We start from the raw sequence: 25,023 nt of genomic DNA, 5'->3' as shown, positions 1-25,023 counted from the left end.
TGTTTGGCATTAATGCTACGTTATCGCCCATTTATGGGGAATAACCACACTACATAGGCTCTGCCTTGCCTAAATACCAAACAGACTGCTGCAAATTTAACCTTGAAAGATCAACAGACCCTAATAAACTGCAAAGAAAAACAAACCAACGTAGCTCACCGAGCTGCTACTTTGTACCGTTTTGATATAAACGTATACGAAAAACTAAGAGAGTTTGGTTTTACATTTGAGTTTTAAATAAGCAAATGCATAATTAAATTAATGTTTGGTCTTTAAGGCCAAATAACATATTGCTAATATATATGTGATGCTTATAATTCGTCCGCATTATTAATATAAACTAATCAAAAGGAGCTTTTTTCTTGAAACTTACGCCGCCCTAGGCAACCACTCCCCTTTTTCATCAGCACGTTACGTGCAACCTTAATCGCCGCCTGCGCGAGAATCACTGTTATTTAAATAAAATATTCCCCTATACTTTGGGAAACTAACTAATTAGGTTTATTACATGTTTGATCACGTAAAAAGAGATTGGCTCTCTAATGTTCGTGGCGATGTGCTTGCTGGTATTGTTGTGGCGCTTGCCCTAATACCTGAAGCGATTGCTTTTTCTATTATTGCCGGTGTTGATCCAAAAGTAGGTTTATACGCCTCATTTTGTATCGCCGTTATTATTGCCTTTGTAGGCGGACGTCCTGGCATGATATCGGCGGCCACCGGTGCAATGGCACTGTTAATGGTGACGCTGGTTAAAGATCATGGTCTGGAGTACTTACTGGTTGCTACCTTACTCACTGGTGTACTACAAATATTTGCAGGCTTTTTAAAGCTCGGTGAATTAATGCGCTTTGTATCGCGCTCTGTTGTAACAGGGTTTGTAAACGCGCTGGCGATTTTAATATTTATGGCGCAGTTACCTGAGCTGACTAATGTTACTTGGCATGTTTATGCGATGACCGCAGCGGGCTTAGGTATTATTTACTTATTCCCATATATTCCAACTATTGGCAAAATACTTCCCTCTCCTTTAGTGTGTATTGTTGTTATTACACTGATTTCAATATTTTTGGGTCTTGATATAAGAACCGTTGGCGACATGGGCGAACTGCCAGACACTCTACCTATATTTTTATGGCCCGATGTCCCCCTAACACTCGAAACACTGCAAATTGTATTACCGTATTCAATTGGTCTTGCTGTTGTGGGCTTACTTGAGTCAATGATGACCGCAACTATTGTTGATGACTTAACTGATACAACGAGCGATCGTAATAAAGAATGTAAGGGCCAAGGTATTGCTAATATTGGCGCAGGCTTATTTGGTGGTATGGCGGGTTGCGCTATGATTGGGCAATCAATCATTAATGTTAAATCGGGCGGTCGCGGCAGGCTTTCTACCTTTATTGCAGGTTTATTTTTAATCATCATGGTGGTGTTTTTAGATGAATGGCTGCGTTTAATTCCTATGGCAGCATTAGTTGCGGTAATGATTATGGTATCGATTGGTACGTTTTCGTGGACATCTGTTAAGGATTTAAAAAAGAACCCGCTTTCATCAAATGTTGTGATGATTTCCACCGTTATTGTGGTTGTTGCCACGCATAACCTAGCCATTGGCGTTTTAGTTGGTGTGTTGTTAGCTACGCTGTTTTTTGCTAATAAAATTGGTCGCTTTATGGTGGTTAAAGCTAACCATGATGAAAGCAACGATGAAATAACCTATGAAGTCGTTGGCCAAGTGTTTTTTGCCTCAGCTGAGCAATTTATTTCATCGTTCGATTTTAAAAATGCGGTTTCTAACGTGGTCATTGATTTAACCCATGCACATTTTTGGGATATAACCGGTGTATCGTCACTCGACAAGGTGGTTATTAAATTTAGACGCGAAGGCGCAACAGTTAATATTATTGGTATGAATAGCGCAACCGAAACTGTAATTGATAAATTTGGTGTGCATAACAACCCTGAAGAAGTCGAAAAACTACTTGGCGGACATTAAGGAGAATGCAATGACTAAAATAATTACCTATGTAGATGGCTCAGCCATTACAAAAAATGTAACCGACGCTGCTATTTGGGCTTCAAAAAAGCTAAATAAACCAATTAGCTTTGTGCATACAATTGAAAAAACGCAGCAAACTAATATCGGCGACTACTCTGGTAGTATTGGGCTTGGTGCACAGTCAACACTTCTTGATGAAATGACTAAGCTTGACGAACAACGCTGCAAAGTAAGTTTAAAAATGGCTGACGAATTATTAAATTCAGTAAGTGAGCATGCTAAATCGGCAGGTGTTACTAATTTTGAACTAATTAAGCGCCACGGTGATTTGCTCGATACCGTTATAGACTTAAAAGACGATACACGCCTTATTGTTATTGGCCAAAATGGTGCTGGACATAGTAATAGCTTTGCGGTGCTGGGCTCACATATAGAAACCTTAGTGCGCAATGCAACACAACCTATTTTGCTTATTCCTGAAACATTTAAACAACCTAAATCATTTATGATTGCGTACGACGGCCGCGAAACAGCCGACAAAGCGCTACAACAAGTGATTGATGGCGGCTTATTACATGGTTTGCATTGTCATTTAGTGAGTATTAAAAATAACGAAAAAGACCTTGAAGAAAAATTTGTTAACGCACAGCACAAGCTTATCAGTATGGACTTTGAAGTGTCGGCAAGCTTTTTAGAGGGCAATATTTTTGACTCGTTAATGCAATATAAAGAGCAAAATAATGTAGAACTAATTGTAATGGGTGCATTTGGGCACTCTAAACTAAGGCAGTTTTTTGTGGGCAGTAACACCATTAAAATGCTCGAGAACAGCGATGTGCCTGTGGTTATTTTAAAGTAAGTAGCTATTTTAAATAAGTTTAAACCAGTATCAAAAGCCTAAAATCACTTAACTGATTTTAGGCTTTTTGTTTTTGGCCTAGCTTCAAACTTTTCAAATAAAAACTGAATAAACGACGTAACCTTTTGAGCCACAAACTTTCTATGCTGCTCTGGCATAAATGAGCGCACGCCACGTTTGCTAAATGTTGCCATTATTTTTCGTTTACCGAGTTTGTCTTGTATTGCCAACTCGCCTTCGTGAAAAGGGGAATCATCTATTGAATTTGTGTTTATCATTTTGCTTGTAATTCGTGTGCGTATTTTATGGGCTAAATTTAACTCAATACACAATGAATGATAATGGGTGTTTTATTGACTGATAATGCACAATACAATGACAATACTTGCACCCTCTTAGTGCCAAGCGCGCACCAACATATATCAAAACGGGTTTTTCACTCATTCTAAAAAAACATTAAATATAATTTAAACAATAACTTAAAAAACTGGCTATATTTTTGCAAACACTCTGTTAACAAGCCAGTTTTACTTATGGCAAAAATTTAGGTTGTTGGCACTATAGCTATTAGCAACCATCGGCAAAGAAGCCCGCACACAGTTATGCATAATGCGTATTTGTGGCGGGCTTTTTTGTTATTTGTATTTAAACCGTCACTTTAAGGAATGCCATATGCAAACCTCGCAAAAAATACTCATTATTGGTAATGGTATGGTCGGACACCACTTTGTTGAGCAAATGCGCCAAAGCGATGCCAACGCAGACATTACCGTGCTTTGCGGAGAAGCAAATCTTGCATACGATCGCGTGTATTTATCAAGTGTATTTGATGGCAAAACAGCCGCCGATTTAGCACTTACCACTCACGACAACTATAAACAACTTAATATTAATGTGTATACCAGCCAGTGGGTTGAAGACATTGATAGATCAGCAAAAATAGTGACCACATTAACCGGTGAGCAATACCCGTACGACAAGCTTGTACTCGCGACAGGTTCATTTCCGTTTGTGCCGCCTATAAAAGGTAACGACCAACCCCATTGTTTGGTGTATCGCACATTAGAAGATTTAGAACAAATAAAAGCCAGTGCCGCTGTAAGTAAAAGCGGTGTTGTTATTGGCGGTGGTTTGTTAGGGCTTGAAGCCGCAAATGCGATTAAGCAACTAGGACTTGATACCCACGTAGTTGAATTTGCGCCGCAGCTTATGGCTGTTCAACTTGATGGGCAAGGCGGTACGCTTCTAAAAAATAAAATAGAAGAACTTGGCGTAACGGTACACACATCAAAGGCAACCAGTGAAATAGTAAAAGGCGAAACGAGTCGCTTTAGATTGAATTTTTCGGATGAGTCATTTTTAGAAACAGATCTGATTTTGTTCTCTGCCGGTATTCGCCCGTACGATCAGCTAGGTAAGATTGCTGATTTAGAACTCGGTGAGCGCGGCGGTATTATTATTAATAACCAATGCCAAACATCAGATCCGGATATTTTAGCCATCGGCGAATGTGCTTTGTGGGACAAAAAACTATTTGGTTTAGTTGCACCGGGTTACAACATGGCGCGCGTTGCAGCGAGCCAATTAAGTGGCGGCGAGCTTGAGTTTTTAGGTGCTGATATGAGCACAAAACTTAAGCTGTTAGGCGTAGAAGTAGGCTCAATTGGCGACGCTCATGCAAAAACGCCAGACTGTAAAGAACTTATATACCAAGACGCTATTCGCGGCTGTTATAAAAAAATCATACTAAGTGGAAAAGGCGATAAATTACTGGGCGCTGTACTTGTTGGCGACACCAGCGATTACGATACATTACTGCAGTACATGCTTAACGACATGGACTTACCAGAAAACCCTGAGTGTTTAATTTTACCAGACAGCGGCGGCGCGCCGTCGTTATCTGGCAGTGCCCTACCCGATACAGCCACTATTTGTTCGTGTCACAATGTGAGTAAAGGCGACATTGTAGGCGCGATTGATGGCGGCTCATGCGATTTAGCCTCGGTAAAATCATGCACTAAAGCAGCAAGCGGCTGTGGCGGTTGTGCTGCGTTACTAAAATCAGTTGTTGATAACGAATTAGCGAGCCGTGGTGTTGAAGTTAACAACCATGTATGTGAGCACTTTGCGTATTCACGCCAAGAATTACTGCATATGGTAAAAGTAGAAAGCATTAAAAGCTTTGATGACTTACTAACTAAACACGGCAGCGGTCATGGCTGTGAAATATGTAAACCTGCCATTGGCTCTATTTTAGCCTCAACATGGAACGACTTTATCTTAGAGCCCGCCCATGTTGGCTTACAAGACACTAACGATACGTACCTAGCAAACATGCAAAAAGATGGTTCGTACTCTGTAGTACCGCGTATTGCTGGCGGCGAAATAACGCCCGACAAACTCATTGTAATTGGACAAGTAGCCAAAGATTTTAACCTGTACTGCAAAGTCACTGGCGGTCAACGTATCGATTTATTTGGTGCACGCTTAGAAGAGCTTCCTGTTATTTGGGAGCGACTTATAGAAGCCGGATTTGAGACCGGTCATGCCTATGGTAAGTCTCTTAGAACTGTTAAGTCGTGTGTGGGTAGTACGTGGTGTCGTTATGGTGTGCAAGACAGCGTTGGACACGCAATAGAAATAGAAAACCGCTACAAAGGGTTACGCGCACCGCATAAATTTAAAATGGCGGTATCGGGTTGTACCCGCGAATGCGCCGAAGCACAAAGTAAAGATATTGGCATTATAGCCACCGAAAACGGCTGGAACTTATACGTGTGTGGTAATGGCGGTATGCGCCCTCGCCATGCTGATTTATTTGCGACCGATTTAGACACACCTACTCTTATTAAATACATTGACCGCGTAATTATATTTTACATTAAAACGGCTGACAAATTGCAGCGTACGTCGGTATGGATGGAAAACCTTGAAGGCGGTTTAGACTACCTTAAAAGCGTAGTCATTGACGACAGCTTAGGCATTTGCGACGAGCTAGAAGCGCAAATGGAGTTAATTACACAAACCTATGCGTGTGAGTGGAAAAAAGCCATTGAAAGCCCAGATGCTGCCAAACGATTCCGCCAGTTTGTTAATAGCCCCGAAACCGACGACAACATTTTGTTTGTGCAAGAGCGTAACCAAATTCGCCCTGCTACAGAAGCCGAAAAGCGTGAGCAACGTAATACACAAAACCGTATTCCAGTAATGGAAGTTGAAGAGGAGCAAGCTGATGTCTTGGCATAATATTGGAACAATCGACAACCTAGTGGCTAATAGCGGCGTATGCGCATTAGTTAATAATCAGCAAGTGGCTATTTTTTACATTCCGCAAAACCCAACGGCTGTGTTTGCCATTAGCAACTACGACCCTATTGGCAAAGCCAATGTATTGTCGCGTGGCATTATTGGCTCAATCGACAGTAAATTAGTTGTCGCATCGCCTTTATATAAGCAACACTTTTGCCTAGAAACAGGCGAATGTTTAGAAGCAGAAGCAATACACTTACCGGTTTTTAATGCAAAAATTGAAGACGGCAGTGTATTTATAAGCTCTGAACTAAAAGTTACAACAGCTGTGGCTTAGGGGAATAGTATGAGTGTACTGTCTTATTTTTCGGGTATTGAAAACGTGTGGCTAAATAAGCTTGTTACTAAGCTAACAAGCTCAAATAGTCGCAGCGTCAAAAGCGGCAACGTTTATATAATTGGTGCGGGCCCAGGAGACGCAGAGCTAATTACGGTTAAAGCGCAGCGTTTAATTAATACCGCCGATGTTGTTTTATACGATTGGTTAGTAAGCGATGATTTATTAAAAACGCTTCCTAAAAAAGCACAGCGAGTATTTGTAGGTAAACGTGCGGGTAAACATTCGATGACCCAAGCTAACATTTGCGAACTACTGGTTAAATACGCACAACAAGGCTTAAACGTAGTGCGTTTAAAAGGCGGCGATCCAAGTATATTTGCACGTATTAACGAAGAAGCCGATGCGCTTAGTGAGCATAATATTAATTTTGCTATTGTTCCGGGTGTGACAACGGCTTGTGCTACGTCCGCTTATACGGGTATTCCGCTCACTGCAAGGGACGTAGCACGCAGTGTTACATTTTTAACTGCGCAGTTTGCCGATCCTAATAAGCAACCTCATTGGCAAAATTACGCGTTTATGCCTGCAAACAACAACCCCACTTTAGTGGTTTATATGGGGCTTTCGCGCTTACAAACGCTAAGCTGCGGTTTGCAATCAGTGGGCTGGCCAAGTAATACACCCATTGCACTAATAGAGAATGCCACTACCACTAAGCAAAAAGTAATTACTAGTACGCTTGAACTGATTGTAAATGAGCATGCTAAACACAACCTTCAAGGCCCTACCCTAATTATGATTGGCGAAGTAATAAATCATAAAATGGCTATTAGTCCTGAGTTACTAAACAGTGTAAATGTTAACGCATGACGTAAAATGAATAATGCACTTTTCGCGCTTACTACCTCCCCAGGAGTAGGCGCTTTTTTTGTTTTTATTTGGGTTCAAGTTGTGTGCAATAACATACTTAAATGCACCAAATAAGTTAAAAGTAATGGCAAGTTAAATTATAGAAACACAGTGACAAATAAAAATAATACTTTAAGCAATTGTATTAGCTTGATTTTAAATTCAATGATGAAATTTATTAATGATTGGAACAGTGGTTGCACTTTAAAAACAAAAAAGTGTGGAATAATACCAATGGCGACAAGCAATCCTCTCACAAAACAGTTTTTATTAGCGGCTAAGTATCAAGAAATACACGCGCTAAAGCAATTACAAAACAGTTGTGCCTCGCTTACTAAATTAGGCGATTTTGTACATCAGTTACAAAAAGAACGTGCAATGAGTAATATATTTTTGGCCTCAAATCGCGAGCGATTTAAAACCCAATTACAAGAACAAATCCCTTTAAGCAGCAGCGCACAAACTGCATTTTATGATTCTCTTAAACAAACATTTATAAACGACAACGCCGATACTGGTCATACTCGGTTATTTAATTTAATTACCTATAGCCTGCAAACACTTGACGCATTGCCCGAATTACGCAACCAAATAGCACGACAAAACATTAGTGCAGTGCATGCTACGCAGTCGTTCACGCAGTTAATTGCTAGTTTACTCAATATTATTTTAGAGGCAGCAGATGGCGCAAGCGATCCTAAAATAACGCGTTTATTAGTTGCCTTTTTTAACTTTATGCAAGGTAAAGAGTATGCAGGACAAGAGCGCGCCTGTGGTGCACAAGCATTTGCAGCGAGTAAATTTACCACTGAGCAAAAACAACAACTCGCGCATTTTGAACAAGAGCAAAACCACAGTTTTGACTTTTTTAATGAGTACGCCGATGCGCACCTTTTAAAATGCTTTGCCACGTTAACAACACATCAGGTGAATAATCAGGTAGACCAACTTAGAAGTTTACTGCAAAAACTCGATGACGAGAACGCTCAACCGCTCTCGCAACTAAGCGAAGTATGGTACGAAGTAACCACTACGCGCATAGATATAATGCACAAGATTGAGCAAAATATAGCAGATCAATTAATTGATACCGCAGCAATGCAAATAGCCTGTGCTCAACGTAGTTTAAATACAAATAAGCAAGTACTTAACAATATGGTAGAGCAACACATAGCCCCTACTTTTGGCCAATTAGCCATTAAGCAACCAGAGCCAGAAGTAAACCAAAATATAGCGGCCGATAAGCTCAACAGTAATAAAACTATGTATGATTTAATTATCGAGCAAAGCCAGCATATAAAACAAATAAACCAAGCGTTACTTGACGCTAAAAAAGTTATTAGTGAGCAAAAGGTCATTCACCAAGCCAAGTACATACTTATTGAGCAGTTAAAGCTCACCGAAGAGCAAGCCCATAAACAGCTACAAAAACAAGCAATGGATACGCATAAAACCTTATTTAGCGTAGCGCAAACAATTGTACAAATGAGCGATTAAATATGCTGTTTCTACTTGGGCATGTTGATCTTTAGTAATACCACTACCCTAAATAATAGTTATTTATTAAGTTACAAATTTCACACCCAGATTGAGTTTTGCCTTATTTTAAAATTGATTCATAACCTGCTGACTATAATAAGGTAAAACCCTAATTTGAAGTCTATTTATAATGCAAATTATTCAACGCATTCAAAATAATCAACTACAATAAGTTAATCATTTGTTGCATCTCATTTTAATGAGGCATATTTAATACTGTTGTAGGAGTTTGAATGCCCAATGTAGAGAGTTATATAGAAGGTGTATCATTTATAGATGAGCAGCAATTAACAACTTCTCTTGATAATGACATTCAAACAAACATAGAAAACATTGCTGAGCTAATTTTAAACATTTTTGATGCGAGCTCATTTTCTATTGTTGCTAATCTGCCTCAACGTGCTGTCGAGCTATATAAATCAGGTTCAGAAGTAGCAGTAGCTAAAGAGCAACTATCTGATGATATTTTTAATGAATCGATTATTGAGCATGATCCTAAAATATTTAGAGTTATATCGCTTATTATTTTGCCCTCAGGTCTTAAGTTTGGATGGTTGATATTCGAGCGAGCAAGTGATTCACTACTTACAGAAAATTGATTTTCTATATCTTTTTCACAAATTGTTAAAGTTTTCTCTGTGTTAATAAATTCCATAACAGCATAATTTAATGGATTTATTTCTTCAATACAGTCAATTGGTTGCTGCCTAATTAACAATATCTCTGACTCAATGGTATTTATATCTATTGGGAGATCATTTTCTATTTTTTTAACTGACTTAGTAAGTTGATGAGTATATTTTAAGTGAAGAAAATTAAGTTGGTGAAACTTGGCCCCTTTAGCTATTTCAAAAGCTGAGTAAACAGTAATACTTACCTCTGCAGCTGTTAAAATCACAATAAGCATCAGTTTTTCTGGAGATATTCATATACGACACCTATTTTAGCTACTAACCCAACAGTTTTTTAATAACACTATAATAATTATAGTATTTATCACATTAGGTATAGCAGGTTTTATCTTTTTTACTAGCTCCTCTATAAATAACAATTTACGCTTAACTTAGTTCATTTTTAATACAAAGCTTCTTTTTAATTTTAGTTTGCCACTCAAGAGCAAGCTCCGGCAATTCGAGTGCTGCTAATAATACACTTTCATAATCTGGATATTTTTTATCAAAAAAAGCCTGGAACAGTTTTTTTACTGATATGTCGTGCGAGGCTTTCTTCTCGATAACAACACTATCACCCGTTTTTGCAACGCCCTGCTCTAGTACCCTAAAATACACGCCAGTGCAGTAATGCTGCGTAAACAGTTTAAGGCTGTTTTTATTATTAAGGGCGATAGCTAATTTAAAACAAGGCACACGAGGCTGGCTTACTTCAAGTAATGCAGTACCAATTCGAATATGGTCACCTATGTGTATATTCGCTTCATCAAGGTCAGAAATCGTGAAGTTTTCGCCAAAGGCACCTACTGCCAAATCATCATTCTCGAGGGTTTGTTTCCAATAATCATAATGATTGTGCGAAAACGCGTAAACCGCTTTATCAACCCCGCCGTGATTAACTAAATCAGCTTGCTCATCCCCTATAATATTTAGCTTTTCAATAACAACAGGTTCGTTAGTTGCCGTTTTAAAAATACCGGTTTTAACCTCTTTGCCGTTATACACTACCGTTTTTATTTTAGAGATATTAGTAGAGATTATTTTCATTAAGACTCCCACCTACCCATCGCTTGTTTGTCACTTTGTTTAAACTCAACCCAGTTTGATGAGTCTTTAAAGTGCTCTTTTTTCCAAAACGTGGCGTGGTTTTTTAAGTAATCCATTATAAATTGTGCGCCTTCGAACGCGGCTTGGCGATGGCGGGACGTTACGCCAACAAATACAATTTGCTCGCCAAGTGCTAAGTAACCAACGCGGTGAATAATGCATATTCGCGCCAATTGCCAGCGAGTTTGTGCTTGCTCTGCAATAGATTGAAGCAGTTGCTCGGTCATACCAGGGTAGTGTTCAAGCTCAAGTGCAATAACGTTATCACCACTGCTGAACTCTCTTACCAAACCTGTGAAGGTGACAACAGCGCCATCACTTTTATTATTACTACAAAGCGTATTGTACTCGTCACCTACATTAAAATCATCGGTTTGTACTTGAATATGTATGCTCATTAGCCACCTGTAACCGGCGGGAAAAAGGCAAGCTCATCCCCTGCTTTCACTATTTCATCGCTTGATGACATAGTTTGGTTAAGCGCTGCAAGTAGCTCACGCTCCTCAAGCCACGGTTGCCAATGCGGGTATTGGCTCACTAATTTTAATTTAAGCTCTGAAATAGTAAGCGGCTGCGTAATCTCAAGGCTTAATTTACTGCACTTTAACCGCTCTTTTAGTTGTCCAAAAAACAATAACTCTACTTTTCCGGCGCTATATATGACATTGTTTGGATTAATCGCGCTGCCAACTACCATTTTTGCCCCCTGCTTTTTGAGTAACGCGCATGCCGCTAATTTCCATTAATGGGTCGGCTGCTTTACACATATCAAACAAAGTAAGGCTAGCCACAGATACCGCCGTTAACGCTTCCATTTCTACGCCAGTTTTACCGGCAAGTTTGCAGTAGCTGGTTATTTTAATTTGGCTGTTAGCTTCATCAAGTTCAAAATCAACAGCGACTTTACTAAGTGCAAGCGGATGACAAAGCGGAATTAAATCAGCGCATTTTTTTGCGCCTTGAATACCTGCAATGCGTGCCACGCCTAACACATCACCCTTTTTGTTTTGATTAAGCATTACTTGTTCAAAGGCAAGCTTGCTCATGCTAATAAATGCTTCAGCTGAGGCATCGCGCAAGGTTACGTCTTTGAGCGATACATCAACCATATTCGCTTGGCCGTTTTCGTCTACGTGGCTTAACATACTATTGCTCACGCGATTCACACTTTTTACCAATGGTAATGTGCGGTACAAAGTTACACGGTTTATGCATTGAGTTAAGTTGATCTTTTATAATGCCTGTCCATGCTGTTTTGCATGCGCCTGTAGAGCCTGGCATACAAAAAATAACGGTGTTGTTAGCAAGTCCTGCCAATGCACGAGATTGAATAGTTGAGTTACCAATTTCACCGTACGATATATGTCTAAATAGCTCACCAAAACCGTCTACGCTTTTATCAAACAGCGGCGCAAATGCCTCAGGTGTTGAATCACGTTCGGTAAATCCTGTACCACCAGTCACTAAAATAGCATGAATGGTGTCATCGGCTATCCACTGCGATGCCACTGCACGCATTTGGTAAACGTCATCTTTAACTATGTCTTTATCAGCTAAGTGATGACCAGCTTCAGTTAGCGCTTTAATTAAGTAATGACCAGAAGTATCGGTAATTTCATCGCGTGTATCGCTTACCGTCATTACGGCAATGTTTAATGCTATTTGTGACTCAGTTGTGTGGCTCATAATGTTCTTCTTAATTGATTAATGCTTTGGTCAAAATGCTCATTTACAGCTTTAAATTGCGCCGGCGTATTGGTGTTTATTAATGCATGCGTTTTATTACATAAAAGCGTTTGCACACCAATGCTTTGGGTAAACTGTTTTATTGATTTATGACTGTTAGCGTTTGTGAGTATGTGTTTTAAATGATTTTTTACACTGCTTGTATTACGAATATACAGCGGTAGTGGTTCATTTTCAAAGTGCCAAGCATGTATTTGTGACTGATTTAATTGATTGCTCACACTTTGTACGTTATTTGACTGAGAAGCCAGCACAATTGTGCTTAACAAACTACTCGTAAGTAGAGGCATATCTACCGCAGTAATAAGTAAGTCATGCTCAGTGGCTATTAATGTGGAATAAATTCCGCCAAGGGGTCCACTATTTGGGTATATATCTTTAACGTACTTTTCTGAAGGATAATCGCTCGGTGAATATTGGCTCGATGATTTAACTGGATTTGTAACGTTGCGGCTTATTAGTATGTTTTTAGCACCTGCGTCTTTTAATAAATCACACGCATTGTGCAATAGCGTTTTATTTTTTAAAACTAAATCGGCTTTGTCTGTGCCCATTCTTGATGACTTACCACCAGCAAGCACAACGCCTGTATAATCTCGCTTAGCTTTTACTTCCATATTAACCACCTAACATGGCTAAGTGAGTTGTCGCACCTGTTAAGCGTTTATCTAGCTCATGGCTTATTTCTTTATTGCCCATAGCGGCTCGAATTGCCTTTACGGTCGCTGCAGTATCGTCCTCGTTTAGTAGTTCACGTAAATCTATACCTTGTTCGGCAAACAAGCATAAGTGTAATTTACCCAGCGCCGACACCCTTAAGCGATTACAACTTTTACAAAAATCTTTACTGTACGGCATTATTAAACCAATACGACCATCGTAATCAGGATGACAAAATTCTTCTGCAGGTCCATTTAATTTCCCTCTCACGACTTGTAACCAGCCTTGAGCTAAAAGCTGGGCTTTAACCGTTTGCCCACTTAAGTGATTTTCTTCAAAAAAGGTTGCGCCGTCACCGGTTTCCATTAATTCTATAAAGCGCACTGTAACTTTGTGGTGTTTTACCCACGCTAAAAAATCCTTCAATTGGTTTTTATTAAACTGCTTGGCAAGCACCGCATTTATTTTTATATCTTTTATGCCCAGCTCTACCGCGCGCTCAATCCCTTTTAAAATAAGGTTAAGTTTGTCGTGCCCTGTTATGAGTTTAAACATACTCGGATTTAAGCTATCAATACTTACATTAAGCGCATCAAGCCCTGCATCGGCAAATTCATCAATTTTATTTAATAAATTAAATCCGTTGGTAGTAATGGCTACTTTTTCTATGCCGGGTGTATTTTTACAGAGTTTTATAATATCGGTTACGTCGTTTCGCAAGCATGGTTCGCCACCTGTAATGCGCACTTTTTTGGTACCTAGCTCTGCAAACGCATTTACAAGCATGCTAATTTCGTTTTTATTTAAAAAATTACGCGGCGTATCGCACTGATACCCGTTTGGTAAACAATAACTACAACTAAAATTACATACATCGGTTATTGAGAGGCGCAAATAGTTAAACTGCCGACCAAATTGATCATTAAGCATATGCTTCCTTTTTTTCTTTACATTACAACCGCAACATCAATGCTGCTAGAGCCTGCTTTGTAATGTTGTTTTATTAATTGGCTTAATTGTGTTTTACACGAACCACAGTTCGTTCCACATTTAAGTTCAGACCCCAATTGCTCGACGGTGTTTGCACCGTTTTTAATGGCGTTTATAATTGGCTGCTCTCTTACTTTAAAGCAGCTACACACTTGCACGCCTTGGGTAAATTCTTCATCGGGGGTTGCATAAAGCAAAGACTGTAACTGTGTAAAAGTCAGTAATGGCTCTGCAAACAAATGGTTTATCCACTCAAGTGATATTTCTTTTTGTTCATTAGAAATAACACCAACAAACGCTAATTGATCGTTTTGAATACACTGCACATGCATGGCTTTTGCCGTATTCATAGCCGACCACTGCCCTTGTAAACCGGTTAAGGTTTGGCAGTAATACAGTAAATCACTTTGTGGCTCATTAAGCGCTAATTGGTAATTAAAGCAATTACTTGCATTAACTTTAAGCCAAAAATCACTGTTTATAACAAGTTCGTTTCTAGCAAACAGCTGCATATATTGCACAAAGGGTGCTTTAACTATATTAACGGCGCCGTGTTTGCACTCAGCCTGACCAGATAGAGGGTCAACTACCGATTGATACAACCCACTTACTGTTGCTGATGACGCAAATTGCTTATTCCAATGAATAGGCATAAAACATTCACCTTTTCGCACCGAATCGGTTACTTTGGCATGCGCGGTAACCTGCCCTGTTTGGGCAATCGCGTTTATTAAATCGTTTTGTTTAATTGCTAATTTACTGGCATCAAGCGGATTAATTTCAATATACGGGCGTGTAATATGCGATGAAAGCGCAGTGCTTTTACCCGTGCGGCTCATGGTATGCCATTGGTCGCGTATACGTCCTGAGTTCATTACAAACGGATAATCACTTGATGTTTTTTGCACCGGTAGTTGCGGCGTTATAGGTATAAAACGCGCCTTTTTATCAGCGGTGCTAAATTGGTTATCTGTAAAAACCTGACCGTTTATATAAGGCTGATTTTTAACAACAGGCCACATAATGGGTTTTAAATTATCATACTGATTTTGTGTGAGCCCAACTAAACCAGAGAGGTTTAATAATCGGCTGCCATTATTTTCAAAGTCGGTTAATTGTGCCCATTCTTCAAAAATGCCACTTGGATCTGTAAAGTCAAACCCTTCAAAGCCCATTTTTTTAGCGACTTCGCACATAATTTGCCAATCATTTTTAGCTCCCGAATAAGGCGCTACTAACGGGCGCTGCCTTGATATTCTGCGCTCTGAGTTGGTTACTGTGCCGTTTTTTTCGCCCCATCCGGTTGATGGAAAAGCAACATCGGCAAACTTTAACGTATCACTTTTTGCAATACAGTCAGATACAACCACCAGCTCGCAGGTCTCTAATGCCTTTTTAATAGCAGCGTTATTGGGCAAGCTGACCATTGGGTTTGTTGCCATTATCCACACTGCTTTTATTTTGCCTGCGGCTATTTCATCAAACATATCAATAGCATTACTGCCTGCTTTTTTAGCAATAGTTGGCGAGAGCCAAAAGCGTTGTACAAGTGATTGATGTGCTTCGTTTTCAATATCTAAATGCGCCGCCAACTGATTAGCCAAACCACCTACTTCGCGCCCGCCCATCGCATTGGGCTGCCCAGTAATCGAAAACGGACCGCTGCCTGGTTTAAGTAATTTACCTGAGGCTAAATGTGCATTAATAATGGCGTTGCATTTATCTACACCCGAGCTTGATTGATTTATACCCATTGAATAAAAGCTAATCGCGCTTGGGCTGTTAGCAAATAGCGCGTAAAACTCAGTGACTTGCTCAATTGCTATATCGCAAAAATCGCTAACTGCCTTACAACTCCATTTTTGTGCCTCTTGCAATGCGCTTTCAAAGCCGTTTGTGTGCTGAGCAATAAATTGCGTGTCGAGGTGGTTATGCTCATTTAAATAATTAAGCAAGCCGTTATAAAGCGCGGCGTCACTGCCTGGTTTTATATTTAAAAATGTGTCGGCAAGCTCAGCTGTGTCGGTTTTACGCGGATCAATAACCACCACTTTCATATTTGGGTTAAGCTGCTTTGCACGCTCCATTCGCTGATACAAAACCGGATGCGTCCATGCGGCATTTGAGCCAATTAATATAAGTAACTCAGTTTGCTCTAAATCTTCATAGGTACACGGCACTACGTCTTCACCAAAAGCGCGTTTATAACCTGCCACAGCAGATGACATACACAGGCGTGAATTAGTATCAATATTGCCTGAGCCTATGTAGCCTTTCATTAATTTATTCGCGATGTAGTAATCTTCAGTAAGTAACTGCCCTGACACATAAAAAGCCACCGCATCAGGCCCGTGCTTTTGTATTATGTCGTTAAATTTATTGGCAACGTGGTCAGTTGCTTCATCCCACGTGGCTGCTTTATTATTAATAAGGGGCGACGTTAAGCGATTATCACTGCCTGTTGTGTCGAGCAAATGGGTGCCTTTTACACATAAACGACCAAAGTTTGCGGGATGCTCTCGCATGCCTTCAAGCTTGGTTGGCACATTATTAAAAAGTGAAATATCAACACCGCACCCTACACCACAGTAAGCACATGTTGTTTGTTTTAAACTCGTTTTATTTATAGTTGGTGACGTGTTTGCGGTTGCCATACTGCTCTCTTTTAGTGTGCTTTAATTTATGCAGGCTGTTTAACAGGCTCATTAAGGGTAACTACGTTAATTGTGTTACTTGCTTTAGCGAGTGCGCTGTTTATTACGTTTTGAACGAGTTTTTCACACCCTCCACAGCCTGTACTGGCTTTGGTGCTTTGCTGCACACTTGCCAAATCTATGCAGCCTTTAGCGACTGTTTGTTCAATGGTGTGTTTAGTTACTTTATGACAAGCGCAAATAATGGCGTCATCAGGCAAGTCATCGGCGCTTAACTCTGCTATGTCGCCGGCGAGGGGCATAATGAGCGCTTCGGGAGCGGTGGTAAGTTCAATGTCGTTTAAATGATATTGCAGTAAATTATCGTAATCGCTGGTATCGCCAACAAGCACGGCGCCAATCAGCTTATTACTTTGTGAATTAGTGACTACTTTTTTATAAATACCATTGGATTGATCCTCAAAATAATAGCTTATTGCGCCTTCGCTGCGTGCATGCGCATCGCCAATAGAGCCCACTTCAACACCCATTAATTTAAGCTTAGTGCTCATATCGGCACCGCTAAATTCATCGGCTTTATTGTCTAAGCCAGTACTTTGTAAAGTACCTTGCTGCGTATCTTGTAAAATATGACCAACTGCTATTTTAGCCATGGCGTAACCAGGTGCCACTAAGCCAAAAATAAAATTATTCCACAGTGCACATTCACCAATAGCGTATATGTTTTTATCGCTCGTTTGGCAGTGATTATTAATTACAATACCGCCGCGCTCACCTATCTCTAAATTAAACTCGCGGGCTAAATTATCATAAGGGCGAATACCTGCCGAAAATACAATCATGTCGGTTTCAAGGGTTTTACCGCCCTTAAAACACATTTTGTAACGACAACTTTCACCTTCTACTATTTCCTCGGTTGCTACCGATGTATGCACAGTAACGCCCAAGTCTGTAATTTTGTTTTTTAGTAACCGACCGCCCCCCGCATCAACTTGTACGCCCATAAGTTGCGGTGCAAATTCTATTACGTGAGTATGTAAACCCAATTGCTTTAATGCGTTTGCAGCTTCAAGCCCCAGTAAACCGCCACCAATTACCACGCCTACTTTGCTGCCGTGGGCTGAATTTTTTATTCCGTGTAAATCGTTAATGGTGCGATAAACAAGGCAATGCTCGCGATCTTTACCCGGTATAGGCGGTACAAATGGGAATGAACCTGTAGCAAGCACAAGTTTGTCGTATTCAAACAACTCCCCTTTAGCGGTCGTTACAGTTTGCGTATCACGATTTATATCAACCACTTTAGAATGAGTATGAAAGCGTACTTGCCAATCGTCATAGGTTTTATTGCATGTAAGTGCGAGGTCGTCTGCGGTTTTGCCTTTAAAAAAAGACGATAGCTGCACGCGGTCATACGCTAAACGGTCTTCACCGCTAAGTACCGTAATTTCAAATTGCTCATCAGCTTGATTTTGAGAAACTAGCTGCTGCACAAAATGGTGCCCCACCATTCCGTTTCCTACCACTACAACACGCTGCTTGCTTAGCATTTACTCACCTTAAAATGATATCTACTTTAGTGATTGACTAAAGATAACATCGAATAATTTGTTATAGGATTGTTATAGCAATATGTAAGCCAAATATATAAGCATTTAAAATCAGTAACTTGCCTACATTGGTGCAGAGGTGAAAAGCATAAAGCCCCACAAGATGGTGCAACTGCACCATCTTGTGTCGCTATAAATTACAAGAGGATTTTAGAAGATAGTGAGGGTTAAAATTTAGCGCTCATCCATACCCACAATTTTTGAGTATCGACTTTATTAGCAGCAGTATCGCCCGCTGAGTAATCAGCGTATTTAACACCTACTGCATATTGTTTATTAATAGGTTTAACGTATTGTACGTTTAGTTCACTGCCCAAATCGTCAACCCCATTTGATTGCTCATTAGCATCAAAACTGTGATAAGCCACCAGCCATTTTCCGTCAAACGCTTTACCGTTTAAGCTTATGTAAGTGTCGTCCAAGCCTTGTGCGGGTGTATTTAAAAACGTATCTGCCCAACCATTAAATTTATGTAACGTGGCAAGCGGTGTTGCAAACCCGTAATCGCCATTATCAGAGCCAAGTGACTCTATGCCAACTTTTAATGTTACTGTTTTTATACCCAACCCATTTAAATCGACAGCGCCTTCAAGTGCATAGTAATCGGCATCAAAATCACTCACGCTTGTTGAGGCAGACTGCGTTGCATACTCCGCTTTGTAATAAAATTTTATGTCGTTTAGGGTTTTATTACCGTTAAAAGAAACGCCATAAGTGTCTAAACTGTCGTCTTGTAGTGCATCGTCACTTAATAAGTAACTGTATAAAACCACTTTACCGTAGTCTGTTTTAAAGCTTGCATTAATTAGATGATCGGACGATTTAATGTCTTTATCGTCAGCAAATATGCGGTTACGCTTATTTAAATAATTGTACTGTAAATCTATGTTATTAAGTGCGTAATTAATGGTTGCTGCATCAAAGGTTTGCCTGTCTTGGCGCCAACCTACGTGCCCAACAAAACGCTGCCCATCAAGGGCTATTACTTGGCGCCCTACTTTTAGCGATAGGCCATCGCGGGCATATTTAACAAAACCTTGGTCTATCTCGGTGTTTTCTGGGTCGGCAATAACAGAGTAATTAGTATTTTTCCCCACCGTATTGTTGTAATCATCTACGCCCAATAGGCTGCGGGTGTCTTCTACTTCAATAAGGGCTGAAAAACCATTCACCTCATCTGTTTGGTGCGTTAAGCGGGTTCTAAGTGTTAAGCCGCTTGCATCTTTTAAGGCATTGTTTTGATCAACGCTTTCAAAACGCAGTCTAAAATCAAGATCAGTTTGCGAAGCTTGGCTTATTGAAGGCGCAGTGAAGCAACCCAGTATAAAAATAATAGGTAAGTTGTTCTTATAGTTAAGCATTTTAGTTCTCTAAGTTTTAATTATTAATACACATACCAAAGCAATAAATAAACACAGCGAAATACATTTCCACACCATAACTGGATCGCGTTTCATTATTGAACTTTTATTAGCGGTACTTTCTAAATAAGGATTAGGTTTGTTGATATCGTTTATAAACTCAGAAAAAGCTTGGTATCTGAGCTCAGGTTTAGGGGCGAGCGCCTTCATAAGGGCTTGATCTAACCAAAACGGAATATCGGCTCTGTATTTACGAATACTTGTGTAGTGCCAATGGCTGTAATCTTTTGGCGCTACGTGGTTAAGTGGCAGTGGTTTATAAGGCAATTTTGAGCACAATAACTCATATGCAATCACGCCAAGTGAAAACAAATCACTTTTAAAATCGGCGTGCATAGTAATAAGTGTCTCGGGTGCGGTGTAGTCGGCAGTGCCTTGCGGGCAATCATCCGCAATTTGTTTAACCGACTCGTCCATAGCCGCAACACTTACTGTGCCGTAATCTATTAGCGTTACTTTACCGTGCGCATCTATCATTACATTATCGAGTTTTAAATCGCGATGCACCATATCGAGTCGCTGAAACGCCCTTAGTGCATGTACTATTTGTTCAATAATACTGCGTACTTGGGTTATTTCTGGGTGCGGCACGTCGTGCTTCCAATCACTGAGTGTTTGCCCGTCCATGTACTCACAAATATGATACAAAAAACGACTTTGCGATTGCGTACTCAGTACTTTCATCACGTTTAAATGGTTTATGCGTTGCCCTACCCAGCCTTCTCTTATAAAGCCTTGAAGGTAGTGCACATCGTCTTCAAAATTAACCGAAGGTGCTTTTAAAACAACTGGCGGTATATCGGGCGCTTGTTGCACTAAATAAATGTGCGAGCGACTACTGGCATGCAATTTACGAATAACCGTGTAGTCATCAATTTTTTGCCCAACATTAAGCGCAGGTGGAATTTTGCGTCGTGTTAACGAATGGTAAAGTTCATCTAACTTTTGCTCGGCAATATTTTCTACTTTTACCAGTAAACAACTTACGTTGTCGTCACTGCCTCGCGCTAATGCAAGTTCGGTAATTGCTTTAGCTGCATGCTCTAAATTAGTGGGCTCTAAATTAGCGTGCTCATTAATTAATTTAGCTATGTCGCTGCTTGGGAGCACATCGTGTACGCCATCGCAGGTTAATATATAAATATCGTCTGCTTTAAGGTCAACTTCGTATACATCTATTTCTTGATGAAGTTGTGCGCCAAGTGCACGTGTTAGCGTATCGTTTACTTTGTGATCCCGTGTTATTGCCTCTATTTTATTTCCTCGCAAGCGAGTAATACGCGTATCACCTAAGTGAAATATATAACCCGTTGCCGACTTTAAAATAAGTGCTGTAAAAGTCGTCATCCAATCGGCTTGACGCTGACCTAAGTGATTGTAATTAACCGATTGCGAATAAAGCCACTGATTTAAACTTGCTAACACCTTCGACACTGACTTTTTAACCGCCCAACTTTCGGGGGTATTTAAATACTCATTTATAAAATGAGTAACCGAAAGTTGAGACGCTTGTTTAGCATTTTTTGCTGATGAACACCCATCGGCTAAGCAGGCAATAACGCCTTTAGACTCTTTTTCTTGTGCTTTAGTATTGAGAGCTGCAAACGCATCTTGGTTTTCTGCTTTTAACCCTTTAGCACTGTGCCCGCCAAATGAAACGTTGAGTTCATTTTTTAGCTCTTTAGCGTGGACTGTTTCATCAAACATAGTCAATAATGCCTTAAGTTACTGAAATAAGTTCAACGGTGCCGTCTTCATTTACTTCGGTAATGTGTCCGTCTGGTTCTTTCATAAAAAACAGTGCGCCCAAGCCAAGTAATGCACTACCCGCAATAATTAAAAAGAAGGTTTGATAATCAACAAGTGATAATGCCGTTAAGTAAACTACTGCACCAACATTACCGTATGCGCCTGTCATACCTGCAATTTGCCCTGTTAAACGACGCTTAATTAGTGGTACTGCGGCAAATACAGCGCCTTCACCAGCTTGCACAAAGAACGAACATGCCATAGCAGCTACTACAGCAAGCCATAAAGGCCACGATGCATCAACCAAGCCCATTACAAAATAACCAACAGCAAGACCCGTCGTAAGTACAATAAGTGTTATACGACGACCTAATTTATCTGAAATCCAACCGCCACCAGGGCGAGATGCTAAATTCATAAATGCATAAGCAGAGGCTAAAATACCCGCGTACACCATATCAAGCGCAAATACATCCATAAAAAACAGCGGTAACATAGAGACAACCGCAAGCTCAGAACCAAAAGTTGTAAAATATAGAATATTTAAAACAGCTACTTGCTTAAATTCATAACGATGAGACTCAGGTACAGGCTCTTTAAAAATATGACCATTTACATCAAAGGTTTTATACACTTCGTAAATATAAAGTAGAACTAAAAAAGCATACACGGCAAGTACAAAGTTAGCCGAAATTAGGTTAGCACCGGTTGGCGAAAGCTTCCAAGTAAGTAATGCTAGTGCACCATACATAGGGATTTTCATAATAAGAAGTAATACAAAGTCGCCTTTACTGGTTACTTCCATTGCGCCTACTTTTTTAGGCTTAAAGTATGTACCGCCTTTTGGTGTATCGGTTACATTTAAGTACCAAATAATACCAAATATAACGCTTAATACACCCGTTAAACCTACTGCGTAACGCCAACCATCTTCGCCACCAAACATAAGTGCAATAATTGGCAATAACATAGCCGCTGCTGCTGAACCAAAGTTCCCCCAGCCGCCATAAATACCTTCTGCTATGCCCAGCTCGTTAGCAGGAAACCATTCACTCACCATACGAATGCCCACAACAAAGCCAGCACCAATAAAGCCTAGCGCAAAACGCGCTATAGCGGCTTGTTCAAATGTGGTTGCCATAGCAAACATAAAACACGGAATACTACAGGTAATAAGTAGCGCCGCATAAACAACCCGGGGACCAAATTTATCGGTCAGCATACCCACCACAACACGGGCAGGAATAGTTAACGCTACATTTAAAATTAGTAATGTTTTAACTTGTGCCATGGTAATACCAAGCGAGCCCGCAATTGCACCCAATAAAGGAGCATGGTTAAACCATACAAAAAATGACACAAAAAAGACCATCCAACTCAGATGTAATACTTTCATTTTTCCTTTAAAGGATATTAAGTTAAATCCAGAACTCGGTTGCATGTTTATTTCCTCGTAAACGTATTATTGTTTTATAAATGCCCCACTCTTTTATATGAGTAGTAGCTCAAACTTTGTTAAATTTTAGTTAACCAAACACAGCAATTACTGAGCCACTAATTAAAAACCATATATTTCAGCTAGTTATATGTATTTATTATTTTAATGCGTTATAGTTGCACTATATGAGTGAGGGGATATGGGCTGTTACAGTGCAAATAAAAAGCGTTACTACTTGCTCTAGGATTTAACAAATTGGTATTGTTCAAAAAAAGTATGAGAAGTTTGAAAATGCAAAAAACACCGCTAACTTATCAGCAGCAACTGCGCTATTCTCGGCATATTATGCTGCCGCAGCTTGATATAGACGGACAAGAGAAACTATGGCAATCGCATGCTTTAATTGTTGGTGTGGGTGGACTTGGATGTGCGGTAAGTCAATATTTAGCGGCATCTGGCGTTGGCACGCTTACCTTAATTGATAACGATGAAATAGACGTGACCAACCTGCAAAGGCAAATACTGTATAAAGAAAGTGATATTGGTAGCTCAAAATGCAGTGCTGCTAAAAAACAGCTCAGCGCACTTAATAGTGAAATAGACATAAACACCATTGAGGCATTTTTTGGTGCAAGTACCTCTACAGAACAATTATTTAATAACATTGATATAGTGATTGATTGCTCAGATAACCTAACAACGCGCAATGCACTTAATAGCGCCTGTTTTAAGGCTAAAGTTCCGCTGGTGTCAGGCTCTGCAATACGTATGGAAGGACAAGTCGCCTGTTTTACTATGGATGAAAACAGCCACTGTTATGGTTGCTTATCGCAGTTTTTTAGCGAGCAAACACAAAGCTGCTCAGAATCCGGTGTGCTCTCTCCTATTGTGGGGCTAATAGGCAGTATTCAGGCTACTGAAGCGCTAAAAATGCTTGCTGGTTTACCCAGCGGATTAAGCGAGCACTTATTGCTGGTGGATGGTTTAAGCATGGAGTTTAATCGTTTTAAAATAGCTAAAAACAGTCAATGTGCGGTGTGCAGCATTTAGTTATTCTAGATTACTGATTGTTGTATAAAGCACATCGCCCACTTTAAAGTCGTTTTTGTCCCACACTCGTCTTGATGCCAAGCAATACAATTTTTGCCCATCTACATTAAGCGTTAACTGCCATTTATTATTAATAAGCTCAGCCTGAGTTAATACCGACTTTAAAACATTGCTATGCGTTGTTTGCTCAGGCTTTAACGCACTAAACGACATTTGCTCACTTTCTATAATTAGCTTATTACTGCTATCTACAAGTGCAGTAAGCACAAAAAGCGGCTGCTCACTTTGCTGTAATTGCAGTTGATATAGCCCATAGTCTTCATCAAATTTAACCACATTGTAATTAATTAAGCTCAGCGGTGTTTGCCTATCGTTTGCATAAATAGCTTTTGCAACGTGTGCACTTGCACCTTGGTTTATCACCTTACCTTTATCAAGCTGAATAAGGATATCGCAGCAAAATAGCAGCTCTTTTAATGAGTGACTTACTATTATAAATTTAATATTAAACTTAACGGCTAACTCATTGAGTTTAGTGAGCGTTTTAAAACGCAATGACCAATCAAGCGCACTAAAAGGCTCATCAAGCATTATAAATTTCTGACCGGCAAGCAAAGTGCGCGCAAATACTACACGTTGGCGCTCGCCACCCGATAAGCTTTGTACGTCACGATTTAGTAAGTCTTGTAATTCAAGTGTTTTAACAACGTATTGAAGCGTTAAGCTGGTTTGTTTATTCCCGCAGTGTTTTTGTGTAAACGCTAAATTACCTGCCACATCTAAATGAGGAAACAACGGGCACGATTGCAACTGAAGCGTTATACCGCGTTTATCGCTTGGCAACTCATGCACTGGCTGATTATTAATATGAACACTTTTTGCAGGCTCTAAACCACTAATACAACGCAGTAATGTTGACTTACCAGAGCCTGAAGGCCCGTAAACACCGAGTACATTAAACGACTCAAGTTCAAGGTTTATATCTAAATCAAAATTATTGAGTGCTTTAAAAAGGCTTAACTTAATCAT

The 25,023-nt window shown here is 40.0% G+C and carries 22 protein-coding genes and 2 pseudogenes; 9 read left to right on the top strand and 15 right to left on the bottom strand.

Annotation, left to right across the window (positions count from 1 at the left end; all coding sequences use genetic code 11):
- Positions 1 to 117 precede the first annotated feature (117 nt).
- The 3 genes and pseudogenes from H5115_RS20245 to H5115_RS12915 form a co-directional block, all read left to right on the top strand.
- A pseudogene (locus tag H5115_RS20245) lies at positions 118 to 237 on the top strand (NUDIX hydrolase); the annotation flags it as partial.
- A gap of 271 nt (positions 238 to 508) precedes the next feature.
- The gene (locus H5115_RS12920) at positions 509 to 1,999 is read left to right on the top strand and encodes a SulP family inorganic anion transporter (protein ID WP_182673431.1); all 1,491 of its coding nucleotides are present in this window, start codon (positions 509 to 511) and stop codon (positions 1,997 to 1,999) included.
- Between the two features lie 10 nt (positions 2,000 to 2,009).
- Positions 2,010 to 2,861, top strand: coding sequence for a universal stress protein (locus tag H5115_RS12915; RefSeq protein WP_024596346.1), 852 nt, complete (start codon positions 2,010 to 2,012; stop codon positions 2,859 to 2,861).
- 44 nt (positions 2,862 to 2,905) lie between these two features.
- Here H5115_RS12915 and H5115_RS12910 read toward each other — a convergent pair whose 3' ends face one another.
- Entirely contained in the window at positions 2,906 to 3,139 is a 234-nt protein-coding gene (locus H5115_RS12910) for a hypothetical protein (RefSeq protein ID WP_182673548.1), read from the bottom strand.
- Between the two features lie 394 nt (positions 3,140 to 3,533).
- Between H5115_RS12910 and nirB the strand changes: the two genes are divergently transcribed.
- From nirB to H5115_RS12885, 5 genes are all read left to right on the top strand, one after another.
- On the top strand, positions 3,534 to 6,107 hold the full coding sequence (nirB, locus tag H5115_RS12905; RefSeq protein ID WP_182755646.1) for a nitrite reductase large subunit NirB: 2,574 nt from the start codon (positions 3,534 to 3,536) through the stop codon (positions 6,105 to 6,107).
- Entirely contained in the window at positions 6,094 to 6,447 is a 354-nt protein-coding gene (nirD, locus tag H5115_RS12900; RefSeq protein WP_182755645.1) for a nitrite reductase small subunit NirD, read from the top strand. Before nirB ends, nirD begins: the two co-directional genes overlap by 14 nt.
- Before the next feature lie 9 nt (positions 6,448 to 6,456).
- Positions 6,457 to 7,320, top strand: a complete 864-nt coding sequence (cobA, locus tag H5115_RS12895) for a uroporphyrinogen-III C-methyltransferase (protein ID WP_182755643.1) — start codon at positions 6,457 to 6,459, stop codon at positions 7,318 to 7,320.
- Positions 7,321 to 7,593: 273 nt separating this feature from the next.
- Positions 7,594 to 8,856 carry a nitrate- and nitrite sensing domain-containing protein gene (locus H5115_RS12890; RefSeq protein WP_182755641.1) on the top strand — a complete coding sequence of 421 codons (1,263 nt, stop codon included), beginning with the start codon at positions 7,594 to 7,596 and terminating at the stop codon, positions 8,854 to 8,856.
- Between the two features lie 275 nt (positions 8,857 to 9,131).
- Positions 9,132 to 9,497 (top strand): hypothetical protein, encoded by a 366-nt coding sequence (locus H5115_RS12885; RefSeq protein ID WP_259396400.1) that lies wholly within the window; start codon positions 9,132 to 9,134, stop codon positions 9,495 to 9,497.
- A gap of 2 nt (positions 9,498 to 9,499) precedes the next feature.
- On the opposite strand, the pseudogene H5115_RS20370 reads toward H5115_RS12885, so the two are convergent.
- The 13 genes and pseudogenes from H5115_RS20370 to H5115_RS12825 form a co-directional block, all read right to left on the bottom strand.
- Positions 9,500 to 9,827 (bottom strand): annotated as a pseudogene (locus H5115_RS20370) (sensor histidine kinase); the annotation flags it as partial.
- A 129-nt stretch (positions 9,828 to 9,956) separates the two neighbouring features.
- Positions 9,957 to 10,616 (bottom strand): MOSC domain-containing protein, encoded by a 660-nt coding sequence (locus H5115_RS12880; protein ID WP_182672197.1) that lies wholly within the window; start codon positions 10,614 to 10,616, stop codon positions 9,957 to 9,959.
- Entirely contained in the window at positions 10,616 to 11,074 is a 459-nt protein-coding gene (gene moaE, locus H5115_RS12875; protein WP_182755640.1) for a molybdopterin synthase catalytic subunit MoaE, read from the bottom strand. The genes H5115_RS12880 and moaE overlap by 1 nt, the downstream gene beginning before the upstream one ends.
- Positions 11,074 to 11,373, bottom strand: a complete 300-nt coding sequence (locus H5115_RS12870) for a MoaD/ThiS family protein (protein ID WP_182672199.1) — start codon at positions 11,371 to 11,373, stop codon at positions 11,074 to 11,076. The genes moaE and H5115_RS12870 overlap by 1 nt, the downstream gene beginning before the upstream one ends.
- The gene (gene moaC, locus H5115_RS12865) at positions 11,351 to 11,821 is read right to left on the bottom strand and encodes a cyclic pyranopterin monophosphate synthase MoaC (protein WP_007375236.1); all 471 of its coding nucleotides are present in this window, start codon (positions 11,819 to 11,821) and stop codon (positions 11,351 to 11,353) included. The genes H5115_RS12870 and moaC overlap by 23 nt, the downstream gene beginning before the upstream one ends.
- 1 nt (position 11,822) lies before the next feature.
- Positions 11,823 to 12,362: a molybdenum cofactor biosynthesis protein B gene (gene moaB, locus H5115_RS12860; RefSeq protein WP_002959837.1), complete on the bottom strand. Its 540-nt coding sequence runs from the start codon at positions 12,360 to 12,362 to the stop codon at positions 11,823 to 11,825.
- A complete protein-coding gene (locus H5115_RS12855; protein ID WP_182755638.1) occupies positions 12,359 to 13,039 on the bottom strand; it encodes a molybdenum cofactor guanylyltransferase in 681 nt (226 codons plus the stop codon). The genes moaB and H5115_RS12855 overlap by 4 nt, the downstream gene beginning before the upstream one ends.
- 1 nt (position 13,040) lies before the next feature.
- Entirely contained in the window at positions 13,041 to 14,012 is a 972-nt protein-coding gene (gene moaA / locus H5115_RS12850) for a GTP 3',8-cyclase MoaA (protein ID WP_182755637.1), read from the bottom strand.
- A 17-nt stretch (positions 14,013 to 14,029) separates the two neighbouring features.
- Positions 14,030 to 16,726 (bottom strand): nitrate reductase, encoded by a 2,697-nt coding sequence (locus H5115_RS12845; protein ID WP_182755636.1) that lies wholly within the window; start codon positions 16,724 to 16,726, stop codon positions 14,030 to 14,032.
- Positions 16,727 to 16,752: 26 nt separating this feature from the next.
- A complete protein-coding gene (locus tag H5115_RS12840; RefSeq protein ID WP_182755634.1) occupies positions 16,753 to 18,276 on the bottom strand; it encodes an FAD-dependent oxidoreductase in 1,524 nt (507 codons plus the stop codon).
- Positions 18,277 to 18,503: 227 nt separating this feature from the next.
- Entirely contained in the window at positions 18,504 to 19,697 is a 1,194-nt protein-coding gene (locus H5115_RS12835) for an alginate export family protein (protein WP_182755631.1), read from the bottom strand.
- Between the two features lie 9 nt (positions 19,698 to 19,706).
- Positions 19,707 to 21,464 (bottom strand): bifunctional protein-serine/threonine kinase/phosphatase, encoded by a 1,758-nt coding sequence (locus H5115_RS12830; protein ID WP_182755629.1) that lies wholly within the window; start codon positions 21,462 to 21,464, stop codon positions 19,707 to 19,709.
- Positions 21,465 to 21,477: 13 nt separating this feature from the next.
- Positions 21,478 to 22,947, bottom strand: coding sequence for a NarK family nitrate/nitrite MFS transporter (locus H5115_RS12825; protein ID WP_182755627.1), 1,470 nt, complete (start codon positions 22,945 to 22,947; stop codon positions 21,478 to 21,480).
- 288 nt (positions 22,948 to 23,235) lie between these two features.
- Here H5115_RS12825 and moeB point away from each other — a divergent pair, with 288 nt between their 5' ends.
- Complete coding sequence (gene moeB, locus H5115_RS12820) at positions 23,236 to 23,994, top strand: molybdopterin-synthase adenylyltransferase MoeB (protein ID WP_182755625.1); 759 nt, start codon at positions 23,236 to 23,238, stop codon at positions 23,992 to 23,994.
- On the opposite strand, the gene H5115_RS12815 is transcribed toward moeB, so the two are convergent.
- Positions 23,995 to 25,023 (bottom strand): ATP-binding cassette domain-containing protein, encoded by a 1,029-nt coding sequence (locus tag H5115_RS12815; protein WP_182755623.1) that lies wholly within the window; start codon positions 25,021 to 25,023, stop codon positions 23,995 to 23,997.

The sequence above is a fragment of the Pseudoalteromonas sp. SR44-2 genome (assembly GCF_014163745.1).
GTDB classification, from domain to species: domain Bacteria; phylum Pseudomonadota; class Gammaproteobacteria; order Enterobacterales; family Alteromonadaceae; genus Pseudoalteromonas; species Pseudoalteromonas distincta.
The sequence above is the reverse complement of the archived record's forward strand: the minus strand, read 5'-3'. Positions and strand labels throughout refer to the sequence as shown.

What these genes read in the sequence shown, in the direction of transcription:
- H5115_RS12920 (WP_182673431.1), top strand. Translation starts at nt 509, where the DNA reads ATGTTTGATCACGTAAAAAGAGATTGGCTCTCTAATGTTCGTGGCGAT.
- H5115_RS12915 (WP_024596346.1), top strand. Translation starts at nt 2,010, where the DNA reads ATGACTAAAATAATTACCTATGTAGATGGCTCAGCCATTACAAAAAAT.
- H5115_RS12910 (WP_182673548.1), bottom strand. Translation starts at nt 3,139, where the DNA reads ATGATAAACACAAATTCAATAGATGATTCCCCTTTTCACGAAGGCGAG.
- nirB (WP_182755646.1), top strand. Translation starts at nt 3,534, where the DNA reads ATGCAAACCTCGCAAAAAATACTCATTATTGGTAATGGTATGGTCGGA.
- nirD (WP_182755645.1), top strand. Translation starts at nt 6,094, where the DNA reads ATGTCTTGGCATAATATTGGAACAATCGACAACCTAGTGGCTAATAGC.
- cobA (WP_182755643.1), top strand. Translation starts at nt 6,457, where the DNA reads ATGAGTGTACTGTCTTATTTTTCGGGTATTGAAAACGTGTGGCTAAAT.
- H5115_RS12890 (WP_182755641.1), top strand. Translation starts at nt 7,594, where the DNA reads ATGGCGACAAGCAATCCTCTCACAAAACAGTTTTTATTAGCGGCTAAG.
- H5115_RS12885 (WP_259396400.1), top strand. Translation starts at nt 9,132, where the DNA reads ATGCCCAATGTAGAGAGTTATATAGAAGGTGTATCATTTATAGATGAG.
- H5115_RS12880 (WP_182672197.1), bottom strand. Translation starts at nt 10,616, where the DNA reads ATGAAAATAATCTCTACTAATATCTCTAAAATAAAAACGGTAGTGTAT.
- moaE (WP_182755640.1), bottom strand. Translation starts at nt 11,074, where the DNA reads ATGAGCATACATATTCAAGTACAAACCGATGATTTTAATGTAGGTGAC.
- H5115_RS12870 (WP_182672199.1), bottom strand. Translation starts at nt 11,373, where the DNA reads ATGGTAGTTGGCAGCGCGATTAATCCAAACAATGTCATATATAGCGCC.
- moaC (WP_007375236.1), bottom strand. Translation starts at nt 11,821, where the DNA reads ATGTTAAGCCACGTAGACGAAAACGGCCAAGCGAATATGGTTGATGTA.
- moaB (WP_002959837.1), bottom strand. Translation starts at nt 12,362, where the DNA reads ATGAGCCACACAACTGAGTCACAAATAGCATTAAACATTGCCGTAATG.
- H5115_RS12855 (WP_182755638.1), bottom strand. Translation starts at nt 13,039, where the DNA reads ATGGAAGTAAAAGCTAAGCGAGATTATACAGGCGTTGTGCTTGCTGGT.
- moaA (WP_182755637.1), bottom strand. Translation starts at nt 14,012, where the DNA reads ATGCTTAATGATCAATTTGGTCGGCAGTTTAACTATTTGCGCCTCTCA.
- H5115_RS12845 (WP_182755636.1), bottom strand. Translation starts at nt 16,726, where the DNA reads ATGGCAACCGCAAACACGTCACCAACTATAAATAAAACGAGTTTAAAA.
- H5115_RS12840 (WP_182755634.1), bottom strand. Translation starts at nt 18,276, where the DNA reads ATGCTAAGCAAGCAGCGTGTTGTAGTGGTAGGAAACGGAATGGTGGGG.
- H5115_RS12835 (WP_182755631.1), bottom strand. Translation starts at nt 19,697, where the DNA reads ATGCTTAACTATAAGAACAACTTACCTATTATTTTTATACTGGGTTGC.
- H5115_RS12830 (WP_182755629.1), bottom strand. Translation starts at nt 21,464, where the DNA reads ATGTTTGATGAAACAGTCCACGCTAAAGAGCTAAAAAATGAACTCAAC.
- H5115_RS12825 (WP_182755627.1), bottom strand. Translation starts at nt 22,947, where the DNA reads ATGCAACCGAGTTCTGGATTTAACTTAATATCCTTTAAAGGAAAAATG.
- moeB (WP_182755625.1), top strand. Translation starts at nt 23,236, where the DNA reads ATGCAAAAAACACCGCTAACTTATCAGCAGCAACTGCGCTATTCTCGG.
- H5115_RS12815 (WP_182755623.1), bottom strand. Translation starts at nt 25,023, where the DNA reads ATGATTAAGTTAAGCCTTTTTAAAGCACTCAATAATTTTGATTTAGAT.